The sequence below is a fragment of the bacterium genome (genome assembly GCA_030647005.1).
Taxonomy (GTDB): domain Bacteria; phylum Patescibacteriota; class Patescibacteriia; order JACPHY01; family JACPHY01; genus JAUSKG01.
The window spans coordinates 1-17,685 of record JAUSKG010000014.1 but is presented as its reverse complement, the minus strand read 5'-3'; the positions used below and the strand labels follow the sequence as shown (position 1 = coordinate 17,685).

Genomic DNA, 17,685 nt, shown 5'->3' with positions numbered 1-17,685 from the left:
GGCGGCGCTTCAGGGGTATGACGTGGGGAAGCCCCGCAGCATTACACCCACCAAAACAGCCCCAGCAGCAAGACGAGCGCACCACTGGGGATGAGGAGGTCGAGGTGTTGGCGTCGGATTTCAACGACGAGATTGATGAGCCACGCGATGGCGAAGATGATGAAGGCGAGGGCGAAGACGAACCGCGAGACGTGGAGCGTTGGCCCGAACGTTTGCGGGAGGAGTGTTTTGGCTTGCGCGTACTTTGTGCCAAATGATGGGCGGACAACGAGCGGCGCTGCCCATGGAAGGGACTGCATGACCGCGGTACCATCGGCGTTCACCAGAGAGAGCGTTCCTGGCACCACGACGCGGAAGACGTCTTCGGGAGGAGCGAGAATGGCGAGGGTGCCCGTATAGGTGTCCGAGGATGCATCGCCTCGAGAGAGAAGGATATCGTGTCCATGGACGTTCACACGTGCTCCTGCAACCGACCCCGCCACTTCTACCGTCGCAGTCACCTCAGTTTCATCGCTCCCCGTCCTTTCCCATTGTAACGTTGCGTTCCGTACAAGAGGTTGTTCGATTTCTGGCTGTGCCACGGCGACATTGGTGGGACCAGATGCCTCCGTGGGTGGCTGCTCGGAAGCCAGCACGGGGGTGGTCGGCGGTAGCGGTGCTGTGGTCGCTCCGCGCCGCTCGCGGCCAAAGTGTTGCGCGATGAATACCGTGGGTTCTCCATAGAACGTACCGCCGATGACGCTCAATCCAGTATCCTCGTACAACGTGTCACGCATATTTTGCGCGTGCGTGGGGCTACGTTCCCACGCATCAAGGACATCACGCGCAGCGACAAATCCCATCGCGAGGTTCTCGCCAATCACGCTGTACGGATACCCAGCGCGGGTGGCGAACGTGTCGGGTCCCTCATCATCTGCATTCGTGTGCGCGAAGTACTGTCGCGTCAGCATGTCGGCGGATTTTGCGCGCGCAGATTGTGTGAGCCGAGCATCGGTTGCAAGGACGCTCGCGCCGTTGGCCACCCGTACATCATTGACGAGGCGAATGAGTTCTTGCTCCTGTACCTGTACTGCCTCAGGCGCGGCAAAAATACTGGCGGGCAAGAGCACCACCAGTCCGAGGACAACGATTTTCATCGCGGAGAACGCCACCGCGTACCGCACCGTACGCTTGGGGTGCAGGAGATACGGACGGTAGTCGTTCTCCGCGTGCGGGATCACCGCAAGGCGACAGAGGCGGTTGGCGTGGTCGAGGTACTCACGCATAGCGGTGATGGAGGCGAGCGGGTGCATGTGGTGTGCGACCCGCTCGCGTACGCGATGCTCTCGAACGTGCTACGCAGTCGGCGCTCCAAGCGTATATGTTTCGAGCACGTCTGTGCCCACCTCGAACCGCTCGCGATCACGATAGGGCCAGAGCGCTTCGATGGTAGGAATCTTGCGCAGCGCGTCGCCGTCAACGAGGTAGATGGTACCACCGTTGACACGGAGCAGGACACCGTTGATGAATGTGCGCACACCGAGGACACGCAACGTGCGTTGGTGCATGGCGAGGACGGAGTCACCAACAGTATATCCTGCGATGTCCGCATCGCCCACCTCCAGACGTTCGTGATGACGATAGCGCCACAGTGCCTGCGGATTTGGAACCTTATGCAGCTGCCCACTATCTACGAGGTAGATATCGCGTTCGTTCACGCGGAGCAGTACGCCGTCGGCGAAGGATCGCGTACCCAAGACCCGTCCGGACGGTGCTGTTGACGGGGCTGGAGTACTCGGGGTGACCGATTGCGGCGCCGTTACTGCTGGCGTGGCAAAAATCGTTCCTGCGGAACCTCCACCTCCGCCTCCACCACCCCCACGCGACGCGAATGTGTACGTGAACGTCTGCACCTCGGACGGCACACCACCGGCGTAGCACGCGACCATGAAGAGTGTTGTGCCGCGATCAATGTGGAGCTCCCCATCTGTCCCGAAGGATGATCCGGTTGTGCACGAGAGTAATTCCGCATCCTCGTAGGTGTAGTGTATGCTCTCCGCGAGCGGTGCCGTAAAGTGCACGATTTGCGGCGCAGTCAGCGCGCCCGATGCCGGATCTGCCGTTGGCGGTACTGCCAGCGAGCGGTCCACAAGCCACGCGAAGGTCGTTGCCGCATCTTCCGCCTGCCAGTTACCCGCTGCATCGCGGCCGATCACCGCGAGCGTATGGGTAGCATCCGAGAGATCGGTGAGTGTCAGCAAGTCCGCCACCGGTGTCTCGTCGCCGAAGGCGCCACCATCCAGTGCGGCGCGATATGCAACCACGTCCTCACCACCAACCGTGATGGTCGCGGTCGTTGCGGGTGTTTCGGCGAACGGCAGATCCGAAAGTGCTGCGATTGGCGGCACCGTATCCACCGTCCATGTCGCAGCTACCGCGATGCCTTCCGGCATCCAATTGCCCGCCGCGTCTTTCCCAATCACGCGCAGCGTGTGCGCACCATCTTCCAAATCGTTGAGGGTGATAGGAGTTGCGACTGGCGTTTCCGCACCAAAGTCGCTCCCGTCAAACGCGGAGCGGTACGCGACGAGGTCATTCCCTGCCACAACCGTGATGGTCACGCTCGTCGCGTTCGTGAGCGCATCCGGAACGCCGTTCAGCGACAAGCCGGTTGGCGATGCCGTGTCCACCACGAACTCGGAGAGCGCGATGCTGCCCGCGTTGCCCGCCGCGTCCGTTGCAGTGAGCGTGAGCGTGTAGATACCGTCGGTCAGCGTTGCGAGTTGCGCGGTCTGCGCCTCACCCGTACCCGTGCCGTTTGCCAGCACGGTCTCCCCACGCAGCACTTCCCATGTCGCATCGGCTTCCACCTGAACGGTGAGCGACGGCGTCGCGTCGTTGGTCGGCGTTGCGACGGACTCCACTTCCGCGAGCGTCGGCGCGGTCGTGTCCACGGTCCATGAGACAGTCGTCGCGTTCGCCTCGGCCTGCCAGTTGCCCACGTCATCACGGCCGATGACCGCCACGGTATGCGTGCCGTCTGTCAGATTGGTCAGTTCGATTGGCGCTGCCACCAGTGCCTCCTCTCCAAATACGCCGCCATCCAGCGCGAAGCGGTATGCAACAACGTCGTCGCCGCCAACAATGAGCGTGGCTCCGGTGGTGTTCGTGACAGCTACCGGTGCCCCCGAAAGCGAGAGCGTTGCCGAGTTCGTTCCGCCACCGCCGCCACCTCCACTCACGGAACTCGGCGGGGTCGCATCAATAATCCACGTGTACGTCGTCGGCGTTGGCTGCACGTTGTCGAGCGCATCCAAGCCAGTCACCGCAATCGTGTGTGACCCTTCGGCGAGATCAGCAAGTTCGATCGTCGCGTCCACCGAGAACGGGCCTTGCGCCACACCACCATCAAGTTGGTACGTGTACGTTGCTACATCCTCACCGCCAACCGTGAACGTCGCACTCGTCTCATTCGTCCGCGCATCCGGCTTCGACGTGAGGAGCGCGGTGCCCGGCGTCGTGTCCACGGTCCATGTGAACGTCGTCGCATCGGTTTCCGCCTGCTCGTTCCCATCATCATCAATGCCAATCACGCGGAGCGTATGTTCTCCATCCACGAGCCCCGAAATCGCAACCGGATCCGCGATCGGTGTGACGGGAGAGAATGCATCGTCATCAAGCGCATATTGGTACGAGACCATGTCATCGTCTCCGCCAACCGCGATGGTCGCGCTTGTCGCAGTGGTCAACGCATCAGGCGTATCCGTGAGCGTCGCGGTTGGTGCTTGCAAATCCACCGAGAACGGTTCACTGGTTGCAAACGGCGAGTTCACCGCGCCATCGTTTGCCTTGAAGCGAATCACTACATCATCCTGATCAACGTCCGCGAGACCGGTGAGGTCCGCATGTTTTGGATTGAAGAAGATGGCATAGAATGACCCCTCCGGTTCCGGAATCGCGTCCACAGTCGTACGATCATCGAGCACGAATGACTCAAGCGCGCCACTCGCGTCGCCGTTCTCCGGCGCTTGCCACGTCTCTCCATCATCGGTCGAGTATTCGAACTGCGCGAGCGTGAATGGCAACTCTGCGATACCATCGCGCACCACGAAGTTGAACTTGATGGCTCCTTCCGTGGACCTGCCCCCGGCAACGAGTACGTCGTCCTCCTCAAGCGCGACGTGCGGATCAAAGATAGCAAGCGCATTGTTCGCATTCACGCGCCGGCCACTGACCGTTTTTCCATTCAACGCAGCAAGTGCGTCGCCTGTCTCCATCACAATCTTCTTGATCTGCGACGTCGTCACATTTTTATTGAACCCCCGCACCAATGCCGCTACCCCCGCCACATGCGGCGCGGCCATAGAGGTGCCATTCTTGTATTCGTAGTCGTGCGTGTTCGAGATGACGACATCATCAATGATGGGCACCTGGGAGCCCGTTCCGGAGCTGTCTGTATGCCACACAAATCGAATCCGTGCATGTTGCGTTCCCGCGCCAAGATTCACGGTTTGCGTACCGAGCACATTCCCGCAGTTCACATATGCTCGCGTCCAAGCACCGTCGTCGTCATTCACCTCTACTGCAAGATAGTCAAAACAGGAATCACCATCGGGCTCCTCGGTGTCCATTTGTACATAGAACTCCAACTGTACATCTTGACCGTCATCAATCGCTCGTGTGTCTATGGGGTTAGTGAGCGTGAGCACCCCGTCGTCATCGTTCACGTACGAATCGTTGGCCACGGTCATCTTGTCGTTCCCGTCCCATGTGCTCGTTGCCCATGATCCGCTGGTTCTGGTAAATTTCGTACCAGAAAAACTCGGCAGTGCTGCATCGAAAAACGCTTCTTGTGTGAATCCCGTACTCACGATACTCGTCCCCGGCGCACCGACGTCAACGGACTCCGCGCCGTAGTCGGAGAAGGATGCAAGCTCATCGCCCTGATTCGTTGCGGCAACACAGATGACGTTTGCGGAATCGAAGTCACAGGGGTATGAATCAATATCAACTCCGTGGACATCACCCACACTGAGGTCTCCAAACGCATTGCCATTCCCCGCCGCAGCAACGAAGGCTCCAGGAAATTGTTCGACACTTTGCTTGAAGAGGAGGTCATCCGCACTGAGGGGAGTCCCCTGTGAGTACGCACCGCCAAAACTCGCGTTGATCACCGCTGCTCCATTCGCACCAGCAAAATTTATCGCACTTATGATGGATGTCGTGGAGAGATCCGATCGGAGCGCCATGATCTTCGCCCTCGGAGCAACACCGGCAACCCCAGTGCCGTTGTCCTTCACCGCCGCAATAGTGCCCGCAACATGAGTGCCGTGCGAAGAGGTCGTGGGAAGGGGCTGTTTGTCTCCATCTCCTGTAAAATCGTACCCGTGCTCACAGCCACCAAGCGCATTGCCATTCTCGTCAACGCAGATTGCTCCATCCCACATGCTCGCAAGCAGATCGGGATGATTGAATGCAACGCCGGAATCAATGACCGCAACAATCACACTATCTCCTTCGCTCTTCACCCACGCCTCCGGCGCGTCAATGTCGTGATCAGGCGTCGTACTCGCGACACCATTGACGATCTGTCCGGTATTCTCCAGCGCCCACAGCGCGCCGTACAACGTATCATTCGAGCGCGGCTGATACACAAAGTTCGGCTGCGCGTGCAATACCTCAGGAATCCAGCGCAAGCGTGTGACCGCGTCTGTGGTTGTCTCGCCATCGCGCGTTTTGTACACGGCGATATTGCTCGCGGCGATGAGGGCTTTGCGATCGAGGTGCTGCGCATCCGCAAACTGCTCCGCGAATGCTTTACCGGTAGCGGTTGTGAGGTCTACGGACTTCGTCTTGAAGCGCACGAGCACCTCGCCCGGGACGTAGGGTTCTGGTTGTGCTGCGGCATCGCGCTGCTGCGCGTTCGTTCTGCTCGTCGTAGTGGACGGCTCCTTCGGAGAAACAATAATCGCAGCATCCTCACGGAGTGCTGCGTTTTCCTGCTCATCGTTTACTACGAAAGCGTGACCATCTGCAGTAGTATCTCCATCATCTGACGCGATTACTGCGCTCGATTCGTTTTCAGTGCCATCAAAATCATCCACTTCGTTCTGTTGAACTGCTTCTATGGGCTCCACTTGCGCGTTTTGCTCCGTGGTTTCCGCAATTTCTTGTGCAAAGACCGCCACCGGAACCAGTTGTACGGACACGGCCAAAACCATGAACCATGTGAAAAAGCGTTGTGTTGAGCGCATAAGACGATATGTCAGCTTACGTCTGCTGGAGTGCCTCGATAAGTAATAATAATGTCAAATTTCTGAATCAATAGTATTAGAAAGGTATCAGAATCTTTTGTCACTGTCAAACGATATGGAGGATGGGCGGATGCTCAAGAGAGACCATAGCAAAGAGGCCCTTACAAAAGAGCGTCATTGCAATAACACAAGACGGAAAACCCGCATTGCAAAAGGCGCCCCGAGTGGGACGCCTTTTGCAATGCGGGTAAGGGGAATCGAACCCCTCGCTCGTCCTTGGCAAGGACGTATATTAGCCACTATACGATACCCGCATGTGTTTTCAGCGTAGCAGGAAGTGGGGCGAGGTCAAGCCGGGGGTGTGCGGCGGCGTACGATCGTGCGGAGGCGCCGCCAGAGTGATGCGAGCGCGAACGCGCCCGCTGCGCCGACGATTACGCCGATTTCGATGGATTGGCGGAGCGGCTGCGTTGGGAGGATGGCAGAGGCCGCGCCGACCTCGGCGCGCGCGAGGACGGTGACGTCGCCGCTTGTGCGTGCGAGGATGCGGAAGCCACTCTGCGTCTTGGAGAGGATGCCGACGATGCGCACGGTGTCGCCCGCGCGAACGTCGGTGTCCGTCGCGGCGGCACCTGAGAGCGCGACGCGGAGCTCATCAGACCCGTCATCAACGTGGATGATGGTGCCGCGTCGCTCCATCACCTCACCCTCGAGCGCGACGAGTGCGCCGAGCGCGGCATCGCTCGCGTCCGCGGCGCGTAGAGCGACGGGCTCCGGCACCACATCGCTGCCGACGACGCGCACGTCCTCCGGCGCGCGAATGCCCACGCGCGGCTCTCCGGCGGCCATGCGGTACTCACCGGTCACCTCGACCGTGGTGCCGATCGCGAGCGTGGGGAGCACGCGGTTGCCGACGTAGACCTGGAGCCCTGCGCCACCGTCCGCGATGTAGAAGACCTGCTTGCCGACATCGCCGGGCGCGGCGGTGACCGTCCCGCGTACGATGATGTCGCTCCCGAGCGCGATGTCATCGAGGTCTGCGATGCGGACGGAGAGCACTCCCTCGGTGGTGCTCGCGGATGCACCACCACTCCCGCTGTCCGCGACGATGCGCACGCCGGCGACGAACGCGTTATGCGCGTTCGGACTCGGCGCGCTCGTCCACTGCCACTGCGCGCCGTCGAGCCGCGCGAAGCTCCACCCCTCTTTCGCATCCGCGTACGCGGTGGAGTCCATGACGGTGCCGTCCGGCGCGCGGAGCTCCACGGTCGCGCCGCTGTTCGTGAGTGCTGCGCGGAGCTGGCTCCGCGGGATGACGGCGTACCCGTGCGCGGGGACCACCGCGTCCTCCGGCAGTGGTGAGCGTCGTTCACTCGAGCCGATCGTGACGAACGCCCAGCCGTCGAGCGAGACCGCTCCATCGCTCGTGTTTTCAATCTCCACCCATTCGCCATCCGTATCGCGCCCGACGGGATTCACGAGGAGTTCGGAGAGACGGATCGCCATCTCGTCATTTCGACCGAGCGAATCTGATGCGGTCGCGGAGAAATCTTGTTCTACTGAAGAGATCTCTCGACTCGAGGACTCGCTCGAGATGACGGAAGGGATACTCTGCATGACCATGACTTCGTGTTCCGTCGTCGCCACACCGCCACGCGTATCCGTCACCGTGAGTGTCACGGTGTACGCGCCGGGCTGTGCGTACACATACCGCCCAATGACGTTCGTCGCGACATCCGCTTGCGTCTGCGGGTCACCGAAGTCCCAGAGGTACGTGAGCGATTCCGCATCAGGGTCCGCGCTATCGGTGCCGTCAAAGGCGACGACGGTCTGCGGTGCCACGGTATCCGGCGCGTCAATGACCGCCTCCGGCAGCTCGTTCGGCGTCTCGATGGTATTCACCACGCCCGCGGTGACGATCGTGCTCCACACCCACACCCCGCGATCGCTGCGTGCGTAGCTCAGCCCCTCCTCCGCGACACCCTTCCACTCCACGAGTGATGCGGCGCGGTCACCGTCTGGCTTGAAGAGCCGAACGGCATCGCCGCCCGTGTTGTTCAGCGCGATGCCAGTGCGCGAGCGCGAGAGCGCGAGCACACCGCCGGCACCGAGCGACGTCGGACCATCCTTCGCATTGATGACGTACTCCGTGCCGAGGTCATCGCGTACGCGCCAGCCGTCGAGCATCGTCCCCCAGTCACCAATGTTCGCGATTTCGATGAACTCATCCTCCGCATCGCTGCCGAGCGGATTTGGGTAGAGTTCGTTGAGCACGACGATTGGCGTGCGGCGCGGGGCGGCTTGCGATTGTGCTGCGGGGTCTGCCGAAGGATTGGGGACGCTCGCCACGACGTTCGGTGCTCCCCGCGTCGGCACCTCCGTGCGCACCCAGTCACGCGCGTCGCTATCCGTATCACCGCCATCAACGACACGCGCGACCGCCGCAGGATCGGAAACCGCCGGCGCGTTATCCGATCGGTTGCCATCATCCCAGTCGCCATACGACACCGCATCCACGAGCGTGCCGTCCGGTTGGTGGAGCGCGATACGGTCACCGCCGTTGTTGAGTTTCCCCGCGGGCTCCTCCACGACCACAAACCCGCCCACCGGCAGTACGCCAGAGAGGAACGTCGTGCGCTCGGAGCCATCTTCGATTGTCCAGTCCACGAGGTTCACCGCGCTCGTGCCGGTGTTGTACAACTCCACCCACTCGACGTCGCCGTCGGCGGGATCGGAGACGAATTCATTGATCCGAACGTGCTTGGGCACGGGCGGCGGTGCCACGATGGACGGCTCCGTGAGCGGCGCACCCTGGCCCTCCCCCTCATCTTGAGGGGGAGCTGGAGGGGGTGTCTGTTCGTGCACAACGAAGTCCGCGCCGTTATCATCCGTGTCCTGTCCGTGCCCCGCATCGCCGCCGGGCTTGCGCTCGAGCACGCTTCCCGCCGTCGGCTGTTGCGTCGCGCTGCCCTCGAATGACGATGCGCCGCCCCATCCCACGAGATCCGCCACCGGCCGCACGCCGTCCGCGAGCGGCGCGTAGAGCACGACGGTGTTGTCCGCGGCGAGCGACTCCGCAGTGGAGTACACGGCGTCCGCCGTGCTCGCGAACGACCCGCTCGGATGCGCGATAGTGACACCCGCGCCTGCCGCGATCGTTATCGCGGGAAATGCGGTGAGGAGGTTTGACTCGCTCCCACCCGCCGTGCGCTTCGCGAGCCGCCACCCTTCCAGGTTCACCGCGCCGTCGCCGATGTTTGAGATCTCCACGTACTCATCCACCGCTGCGTCCCCGCCAATCTGTACCTCGCCAACGACGATCGTATACCCCTCCCCCTCATCTTGAGGGGGAGCCGGAGGGGGTGTTTCCTCCTCTATTATCGGACGCGCCGCAACACTCGCGCTCTGCGGCGTCGGCGTGCCCTGTGCCGCCACATCGGCAGCGTTGTTCTCCGTATCGGTGCCGTTCCCCGCGCTCCCGCCCGGTTTGCGTTCGAGCGACGCGCCCGCCGCAGGATTGGCAGCTGCGGCACCCTCCACGCTCGTCGCACTTCCCCAACCAATGAGATCAACGACCGTCCGTACACCGCCGACGGGCGCTGCGTAGAGCACACACGTGTTGTCCAGTGACAGCGATGCCGACGTGGAGTACACCGCATCGGCGCCGCCCGCGAACGCGCCGCTCGGGTGTGCGATGAGCACGCTCGCGTGCGGCGCGATCGTCATCGCGGGGAACGCGGTGAGGAGATTTGACTCGCTCCCGCTCGCCGTGCGCTTCGCGAGTCGCCACTCCGCGAGGTCCACCGGCACGCCCGTGGGATTGTAGAGTTCGATGAACTCATCGTTTGCGCTCGCACCGCCAACCTGGAGCTCGCCGATGAGGACGTGGCTACCGTGCGAAGCATGAGTGAAGAACGGGAACAGGAGCACGCTCACCATCAACAGTGCAGTGGTGCGAAGCATAGTGTTCCATCGTACCATTTGACGATCGGCTCGTGGTACGATACAAGAACCACACGGGCGGGTGGTGGAATGGCAGACACGCCGGCCTTAGGAGCCGGTGGGGGCAACCCCATGTGGGTTCAAGTCCCACCCCGCCCAGCGAAACGCGCTCCCATCACGGGAGCGTTTTTTGCTAGGTTGTTTTCCTTGACATTGCGCGAACGGCTCGCTATGGTGGGCACGATCGGTAGGTGCTGTTCATTCCCCCCCATGCAGCATGCATCCAAGGAAGGAGTGCCCGTGAAACGAAAGAAGACGAGGTCGGTCCCGGTCATCTTCATCATCACCCCTCGTACGCGTGTGAATGTGCCCGCGGTGCTTGCGGGAATACTCGAATACGTCCTGCGCTGTCGCGTGGTAGTATGCGCCGCGACTGATCATCCCAGCGTCGCGATGCCGCCAGACCTTCGGGGTTGTGCGCCGGAAGCGGTCTGCGTTATCTACGACTACGATACCAAGCAGCACAGTGAGTCGTTGGATCGCCAAATGCAGGTGCTGCGAGAAACGTGGAAGCGCGTTTATTTCGACATCACGTTCATTGCAATTTCCCGCGACCTCTCGGATGACGAGTTCCCGCGGAGCGGTGTGTGGGGTGTCACTCCGCGCTTCGCGAACCATCACACCGGCGAGCTCATCGAGTACCTTCGGGAACTCATCCAGCAGCGCGAGAAGTCCACGGCACGCCCGGAGCTGCAGCAGGAATAGCAAGAGACCCCCCACGATGTGGGGGGTCTGCTTTTTTCCGGAGCTGCTACGCGGTCTCCGCGAGTGTTCGGAGCTCGTGGTTGAGCTGCTCGAGGGCCTTCTCGGTTTCGTGCTCGCGTTCGAGGAGTGCGAGCGGTTCCTCAAGGTGGATCGCAGCGAGCGCGCTGAGGTCTTCCTCTCCGGCGTTGAGGTGTTCGAGGAAGTGTGCGAGCGACTCCTCGTTGATGCTGTGGTTCGCGTTCGCGATGAGCATGCGGACCGCCTCAAGTTGGTCGAACGTACGCCCCAGTTGCTGTGCGCCGCGTGTGAGGATGGAGCGATTCCGCTCATCGAGTGCTGCATTGCACGGGGTGAGGCCGGATTGGACCGCGAGCCGCCACGCATCGTACCGCTCCACGAGAACACTCCATGCCTTCGCTGTGTCCAGCGCGAGGATAATGCGCCGGTAGAACGGGTCTTCCGCGGCGAGGCGCTTCCGGAGGTTCTCGTAGTCGGCGTGACTGATGAAATCCTGCGGACAGGAGCGCATGTCCATGACGTGTATCACAGCCATCGCGACCGAAGCCGTTGCAAGGACCAGGATTGGCACGGAGAACGGGCCAGGCCGGAGCGCGAGCGCCACCACGGCCAACGTCAATGCGGTAAGACCCCACGCCACCACCGGCCTCCGTAGCGACCAGTGCTTCAACGCGAGCGAGATCATCTCGCGACGGCACACGAGCTGCTGTTCACGTTCCTCGCGCCACTACTCCACATGATGGACGTCGAGTTGGAAAAGCTGGGGGTGGAGTTTCGTGAATGCCTTTAGGAGAGCACTCGCGCGGGACTGCGCGAGCATCCCGACGTTGCTATCGTTTCTCATTACTTCCTCCTCTTCCGTAGTGGAAAGAACCACGATCAAGTATGTCCCATGATTGGCTATCCTGTCAAGGCACCGCCGCGCACGAGTCCACGCACTTGATGCTCCGCACGCTGCGTGCAACACTGGGGGCAGCACCTTGCATGGTCTGAGGAGGAGGGAGTACGTGAACGACAGGAGCATTTCGTATATAGACAATCCGAACGCAGGACAGCACACGCGGCGTGCCGGTATGGGGAAGGTGATCGGATCCATTCTCGCGCGGCCGCCAAACCCCAATCGCATCTACAGCACGCAGACGCTCGCGGACCTCGAGCGAGCCGCGGCGCAGATTCATCGCGATCAACCGGACATCCTCGCGCTCGCTGGTGGCGATGGGACGCTCCATCGCGCGATCACCGCGCTCTTGGTCAAGCGTCACGGGCAATCGAGCACGAAGATTCCGGAGATCCTGCTCCTCGCCACCGGCACCATGAACAACGTTGCCGCCACGATCGGCGCGACGCGGTTCTCGCCGGTCGCGCTCGCCGAGCGCGTGGCGACGAAGCTGCGCGAGGGGCTGCCGTTTGACTACGCACACGCGTACCCCCTTCGCGTCAACGACGAGTACGGCTTCCTCTACGGCGCGGGCATGGCGGTGAACCTGCTCGAGCGGTACTACGCGGACCGCTCCACGGTGGGCGGTATGCGCGGCGCGGTTGTCCTCGCGGAGATGTTCTGGGATGAACTCCTGGGCCTCCTCCCGCGTCGGCAACCCAAGCAGCTCCTCATGAAACCGGTGCGCGCGACGATCCTCTTGCCCCGCGGCCATGACGCACGTTTCGCCGACCGTGAGCTCCATAACGGCATCATGGTGGGCTCCATTGATCAGGTGGGCCTCAACTGTCGGGCACTTCCCGATGCCATGCGTGTTCCCGGGCACTTCATGGTACGCTCGGCACAGATGACCTTCTGGCAGGTGCTCAACAACATCGGGCGCATCTGGGTCGGCTGGAGCGTACCGGATCTCGTGCTCGATGCCACGGCGCGCACGACGATCATCGAGTACGCTACGCCAACCATCACGCAGATTGATGGTGAGCTCCGTCCACCGACGATGCGCGATGTCATCACCTGCGGCCCGATGCTCAAGTTCATCATCGGGTGAGTCACGAGCCCCGCACCACACCGGTGCGGGGTCTTCTTGAGAAGCATCTGCAAAACTCCCGCGTTCTGTCATTTCGACGAATCCGCGAGGAGAAATCTCACAGGGTACAGTGATTGTGGCGGGTGAGATTTCTCCCTTCGGTCGAAATGACGACTCTTGTAGAGGTGTCTTGACTCTGTTCCCGCAGTGTGCGACACTCAACGCGCAGTACCTTCTCAATGGCTCCGATCGGACGTGCCTCCATGGTGGAGGATGAGCTGGTCGCAGCACTCAGACCGGTGGGACGTACGAGCCCACCGCTCGGAGGAAATCATGGCGAAGCAAGATGGAGTGCAGGCAGGAGACGGCAGCGGTTCGACTGTGGAACCGGAAGGCGCCACCAACGCGGAGCGCATCATCGTCAGGCGACAGGAAGTGCCGCTGGCGTGTCCGGAGTGCAGCGCGTTCAAGGCACCTACCAACACGCTCATCTACGGGCCATGGCCAACGTACTGCTGGTGGTTGTGCTATGTACTTGCTGCGCTGTCCGTGATCGCCTGGTGGGCTGCGCTCACCCTCGACCCGAAGAGCGGTGTAGCGAACACCGGCGAGTTCCGACTGTACGTGGCCCTCACCGTATCGGCGCTTATCGCCTTCTGTTTGGGCATCATCCTCATCATGGCGAACGTCGGGGGACTCCAAGAGTTCGTGTTCGAGGATGGAGGCAACATCCTGCACAAGCACGAAACGATGCCGATCGCCATCGATCAGGTTCCTGCCGGAGAATGCTACGGTGTGGTGGTCATCAAGGACGAGAAGCATCCGCCGCGTATTGCGCATTTCGATGCGTGGCGCGCCACACGGAGACTCCACGAGCAGACCGGCGGCGCGTTTGGGTCCGATGGTACCGAGTTCCTCGTGAGCGGCGCGATCCTCCAGCTGCGTCGCGGGGGATGGTTCCGGAAGTGCACCATCCTCGACAACACGGGCGACTGGAGCATCGCGCACTGCTGGCGCGGTTCCGATGACGTGCGGATCACCGACCACGTCGACCCCGCGGAGCTGAGCATCGAGATGCATGGTAACGTGCGGTCCCAGCTCCGCATGGTCAATGAGCATCCGAGCGTGATGATACTTCAGCTCGCGCATCACGAGAGCGTGACCTTCGGAGATCGGACGCAGCGCGTCCTCGTCGAGCAGTACAAGGATCTCGAGAGCGCGCGGATGCGAGTCATCCGAGTCGTGAACGAGCGCGACTACCTCATCGATCGTGTGGCCGAAGTACTCTGCGCCCTCACGCGCTCACGGCAGGTACTCGGACGCTCCAAGCACGCGAAGCTCCTCCACCGCATGCTGGCAGACATCTTGGCATCCGGAGAGAGTAAGGGGTTCAGCGGGTTGGACGGTGAGGATGCACAGCATCGTGTCACGGCAAGGATTGGGGTGGCGTTCGCGCGCGTCTTCGATGAGCCCCTCGATACGCTCGAGGGCATCTGCAAGCACGCCGCCGCATGTGCCGGTCCGATCCTGGAGCTCGTGGACAAGCTGGATCGTCAGCACCCCGTCACCCCACCCTCCGCGCAGGCAATCAAGGCCTTTCGTGAGCAGTTCGTGGAACATGCGCAGCTGCCCGCTGCGGTGATTTCCGATGCTCCCCCCGAAACTGGCGCGTGAGCACCAAAGCATGAACATCCCCCCACACCGCGTTGGTGTGGGGGGATTTACGTCTCAGCGCGAGAGGACGATCTCGGCCTGCTGCTTCGTGAGGAGGCCGGTGCTGATCCAGTGCGCCTCGGCGTACCGGCCGTCCACGCCCTCCATGGCGCGATCTCCAAAGTCGCCCAGGCCCGGCTCAGCGATGTAGCCCTTCTCGTCGAGATGTCCGTCGAGCGCCCCGCACACGAGGCGCACCTCGGGGTACGTGTGCAGAATGCGATCCGCGCCTTCAGGTGCAGCGACCGCGCACACGATGACGATCTTGTTCAGCGGAACATCCGACGTACGGAGACGCTCGATGATCTCGATGAGCGTCCCGCCGGCGGCGAGCATCGGCTCCGCGATGATGTGGAGGTACGAATGCGTGTGCGCCGGCGCGCGGTGCTCGTGGTACACGGAGCACGCGAGCGTCTGCTCGTCGCGCGAGCACCCGAGGTGCCAGAAGTGTTCCACGCCCGCGTGTTTGCAGACCTCGCCGGCGATGAGCGCGGCGCGCCACGGGAGGACAACCACGAGTTGGGTCGCTACCTTGGGTAGCCGCCGCGGGAGGTACAGGGTCGGAATGGCAAAGTGCAACGCTCGCTCGAACAAGCGTTCCCAGAGTTGCCGCGCACCCCTGCGGAACAGCTCGCCATCCACGACCCGCTTGTCGCAGACGTAGTTGGCGCGCAGCAGTGCAAGTGGCGCCCCGATATCCGCGTCGTCGTTGTAGTGGATGAATCGCGTCTGCTCACGCGCGATCGCGTGCTCGAGCATCGCGATCGCCGACGGCACGAGTGCCACATGTGCATGACCGCTACGCCGCGCGACAATCTGCTGTCGCGCCTTCGCCATGCGTACGCGGATGCTATCGAGCACCTCCGTGAACTCGGGCGGTGTGGCTGATGCCATCCACGTCGCTCGTTGCCGACGTTTTTGGTCGCGCTCCATGAGCGCGGCGAGCACCCGCTCGCGCGCCTCCGGATCCCACGCGAGGACATCCGTATATCCCACTGGCCTCATATTGTCTCCTCTCCTACTGCTGGTTGATTGTCAACGTACCGCACCAATCGTAGCACGAACTGCTCGCGGTGTCAATGGTGTGCCATCGCGCTGCAACCAAAAACATCCCGCGACGCGGGGTGTTTTTGGTGCGCGCACCTGGATTCGAACCAGGGACCTCTGCAGTGTGAATGCAACGCTCTAACCAGCTGAGCTATGCGCGCGTGGTATTATCATACGCTCGGGTTGGGACGTTTGACAAGGGCGGAGGGACGGGCTAGGATCAAGATGGTTGTTTTCCATGAACGGGAGAGGAGGGTGCATGCACCTCGTTATCGGCGGCGACCTGGAGGTCAAGGAAGTACGGTTGACGCTCTTTGAGCGCCTCACGTGCTGGAAGGAGATCAGGCCACACACGACGTGTCGATTCTGCCACTACTGCGTGGATCCGGAACGGGATGATCCATGGTCAGCTAGTCCAAGTGACTACCGCATGACGTGCCCGGAATGCAGCGGTCGCTTCGAGGCGGAGCTCGAAGTTCGACGAACGGGTGGTAACGGGTCATACGCACTCATTCGGTATCCGTACCTCAGCTTTCCTCAGGTGCTCTCGGCAGTCCTGGCCATTCGTGAAGGTCGCACACCGCACAGTATGCCGGGCGTGCGGCTCCTCCACGACTACCGTCCGAAGGTATTCTGGTCAGCCGCGTACCACCGTAAAGATGTCCGGTCGGCAATCGCCGCCGCCTGGGAGGTGTTGCGGGAGGCAGCACACTAGAGCATCCCGCCATCCACGTATCATCCCCGATGTACCAACATCGGGGATGATAACCAAACCACCGTTGTTGATAGAAAGTATTTTTAGCACGCTAGTGTGCTAAAACACAGTGCATGATCTGGTGATACCATGGAGACAGCCCCCCCCTCGCCCTCATAGTTCAATGGATAGAACGAGGGTTTCCTAAACCCTAAATCCAGGTTCGACTCCCGGTGAGGGCATTTGGGAACGCTAGCGTACTGTTTTTTTGGCGTTATCTGTACAAAATACACATATTTTTTGCTTATTCTAGCTAAAATTTTACATTTGAATAGTTTTTATAACGCTAGAGTGATAAAAAATACAAAAATGACAAGAGTAAATCTTTTGTTAGAATGAAAATGATGTGTGAATTTTTTAAGCGTTGTTTACACACAGAACTTCTCGTAGACGATCTCCGTCTCCACCCTCGTCATTTCGAGCGAAGTGAGCGCATGGGCGAACGAAGTCGAGAAATCTCATCTGGTGAATCGTCATACCATAGAGATCTCTCCGCTCCGCTCCCGCTGGTCGCTTCGGTCGAGATGACGGAATATAAATATAGTGGACGATGAGACAGAAAAGTGTAAACAACTCTCGTGATTCTTACAGGTAATATCGTATCTTCGCGGACTCGATACTAGCCCTCCTCGCTCGAAAGTGCTCGTGAGTGAGGACCCGCACATTCGACGAAAGTACCGATGTGGTAAAGCTACCAACGAACGACTGAATAATATGGAACCCGCTATTACACTAGAGAATCTCGCAGAGCGCGTCACCAAACTCGAAGAACACACGCTCAACAGCACTGACATCTGGAAGCGTGTTTTCTACATTTTCGGTCACGTACTTCTCGCCCATGTTGCACTTATAGTTGCCTTTGCAATGGTCGCGTTCGTGGTCACTGCGTTGTTCGCGTAAGGAACGAAATCCATGTGGTTGCGTTGGTATTTTTTGGTAGGGTTAGGGTATTGGCTATTGGTTCTTCAGAGGAGAGTTCCTTCGTCCCTCCTTCGCTCGAAGCTACGGAAGGGCAGGCGAGGACTCCTCAGGACGGTGCATGGCACCGCTTCGAGGACTCGATACTAGCCCTCCTCGCTCGAAAGTGCTTGTGAGAGGGTACTCTCCCAGCACTTCTCTCGCTCGTCGGGCCAGTAGCTCAGTGGTAGAGCACTGCATTCGCATTGCAGGGGTCGTGGGTTCAACTCCCATCTGGTCCATAGCAAAACACTCCGGGAAGCCGGAGTGTTTTGCTATGTGCCACGTG

Annotated in this window: 9 protein-coding genes and 5 tRNA genes; 7 read left to right on the top strand and 7 right to left on the bottom strand. The window is 60.8% G+C overall.

Annotated elements, in window-relative coordinates; all coding sequences use genetic code 11:
* Window positions 1-41: 41 nt before the first annotated feature.
* The 4 genes from Q7S96_01555 to Q7S96_01540 all read right to left on the bottom strand — a co-directional run bounded on the left by Q7S96_01555 (window position 42) and on the right by Q7S96_01540 (window position 10,196).
* A complete protein-coding gene (locus Q7S96_01555) occupies window positions 42-1,265 on the bottom strand; it encodes a CAP domain-containing protein (protein ID MDO8462941.1) in 1,224 nt (407 codons plus the stop codon).
* A gap of 69 nt (window positions 1,266-1,334) precedes the next feature.
* Window positions 1,335-6,188, bottom strand: a complete 4,854-nt coding sequence (locus Q7S96_01550; GenBank protein ID MDO8462940.1) for a S8 family serine peptidase — start codon at window positions 6,186-6,188, stop codon at window positions 1,335-1,337.
* Window positions 6,189-6,475: 287 nt separating this feature from the next.
* Window positions 6,476-6,547: transfer RNA gene (locus tag Q7S96_01545), tRNA-Gly, on the bottom strand.
* A gap of 34 nt (window positions 6,548-6,581) precedes the next feature.
* The gene (locus Q7S96_01540; GenBank protein MDO8462939.1) at window positions 6,582-10,196 is read right to left on the bottom strand and encodes a lamin tail domain-containing protein; all 3,615 of its coding nucleotides are present in this window, start codon (window positions 10,194-10,196) and stop codon (window positions 6,582-6,584) included.
* 55 nt (window positions 10,197-10,251) lie between these two features.
* Here Q7S96_01540 and Q7S96_01535 point away from each other — a divergent pair.
* Both Q7S96_01535 and Q7S96_01530 read left to right on the top strand, forming a co-directional pair.
* Window positions 10,252-10,334: transfer RNA gene (locus Q7S96_01535), tRNA-Leu, on the top strand.
* A gap of 141 nt (window positions 10,335-10,475) precedes the next feature.
* The gene (locus tag Q7S96_01530) at window positions 10,476-10,940 is read left to right on the top strand and encodes a hypothetical protein (GenBank protein MDO8462938.1); all 465 of its coding nucleotides are present in this window, start codon (window positions 10,476-10,478) and stop codon (window positions 10,938-10,940) included.
* Between the two features lie 46 nt (window positions 10,941-10,986).
* On the opposite strand, the gene Q7S96_01525 is transcribed toward Q7S96_01530, so the two are convergent.
* Window positions 10,987-11,643 (bottom strand): hypothetical protein, encoded by a 657-nt coding sequence (locus tag Q7S96_01525; GenBank protein ID MDO8462937.1) that lies wholly within the window; start codon window positions 11,641-11,643, stop codon window positions 10,987-10,989.
* Window positions 11,644-11,965: 322 nt separating this feature from the next.
* Here Q7S96_01525 and Q7S96_01520 point away from each other — a divergent pair, with 322 nt between their 5' ends.
* Window positions 11,966-12,946, top strand: a complete 981-nt coding sequence (locus Q7S96_01520) for a diacylglycerol kinase family protein (GenBank protein ID MDO8462936.1) — start codon at window positions 11,966-11,968, stop codon at window positions 12,944-12,946.
* A 312-nt stretch (window positions 12,947-13,258) separates the two neighbouring features.
* Window positions 13,259-14,599, top strand: coding sequence for a hypothetical protein (locus Q7S96_01515; protein MDO8462935.1), 1,341 nt, complete (start codon window positions 13,259-13,261; stop codon window positions 14,597-14,599).
* A gap of 54 nt (window positions 14,600-14,653) precedes the next feature.
* Here Q7S96_01515 and Q7S96_01510 read toward each other — a convergent pair whose 3' ends face one another.
* Window positions 14,654-15,643: a uracil phosphoribosyltransferase gene (locus Q7S96_01510; protein MDO8462934.1), complete on the bottom strand. Its 990-nt coding sequence runs from the start codon at window positions 15,641-15,643 to the stop codon at window positions 14,654-14,656.
* A gap of 126 nt (window positions 15,644-15,769) precedes the next feature.
* A tRNA-Val gene (locus tag Q7S96_01505) sits at window positions 15,770-15,846 on the bottom strand.
* A 98-nt stretch (window positions 15,847-15,944) separates the two neighbouring features.
* Between Q7S96_01505 and Q7S96_01500 the strand changes: the two genes are divergently transcribed.
* The 3 genes from Q7S96_01500 (at window position 15,945) to Q7S96_01490 (ending at window position 17,638) form a co-directional block, all read left to right on the top strand.
* Window positions 15,945-16,400 carry a hypothetical protein gene (locus Q7S96_01500; GenBank protein ID MDO8462933.1) on the top strand — a complete coding sequence of 152 codons (456 nt, stop codon included), beginning with the start codon at window positions 15,945-15,947 and terminating at the stop codon, window positions 16,398-16,400.
* Between the two features lie 149 nt (window positions 16,401-16,549).
* Window positions 16,550-16,621: transfer RNA gene (locus Q7S96_01495), tRNA-Arg, on the top strand.
* A gap of 945 nt (window positions 16,622-17,566) precedes the next feature.
* A tRNA-Ala gene (locus Q7S96_01490) sits at window positions 17,567-17,638 on the top strand.
* The last annotated feature ends 47 nt before the right edge of the window (window positions 17,639-17,685 follow it).

Bases quoted from the DNA above. Each gene is read 5' to 3' on its own strand.
- Q7S96_01555 (MDO8462941.1), bottom strand. From the start codon at position 1,265: ATGCGTGAGTACCTCGACCACGCCAACCGCCTCTGTCGCCTTGCGGTG.
- Q7S96_01540 (MDO8462939.1), bottom strand. From the start codon at position 10,196: ATGCTTCGCACCACTGCACTGTTGATGGTGAGCGTGCTCCTGTTCCCG.
- Q7S96_01525 (MDO8462937.1), bottom strand. From the start codon at position 11,643: ATGATCTCGCTCGCGTTGAAGCACTGGTCGCTACGGAGGCCGGTGGTG.
- Q7S96_01515 (MDO8462935.1), top strand. From the start codon at position 13,259: ATGGCGAAGCAAGATGGAGTGCAGGCAGGAGACGGCAGCGGTTCGACT.
- Q7S96_01510 (MDO8462934.1), bottom strand. From the start codon at position 15,643: ATGAGGCCAGTGGGATATACGGATGTCCTCGCGTGGGATCCGGAGGCG.
- Q7S96_01500 (MDO8462933.1), top strand. From the start codon at position 15,945: ATGCACCTCGTTATCGGCGGCGACCTGGAGGTCAAGGAAGTACGGTTG.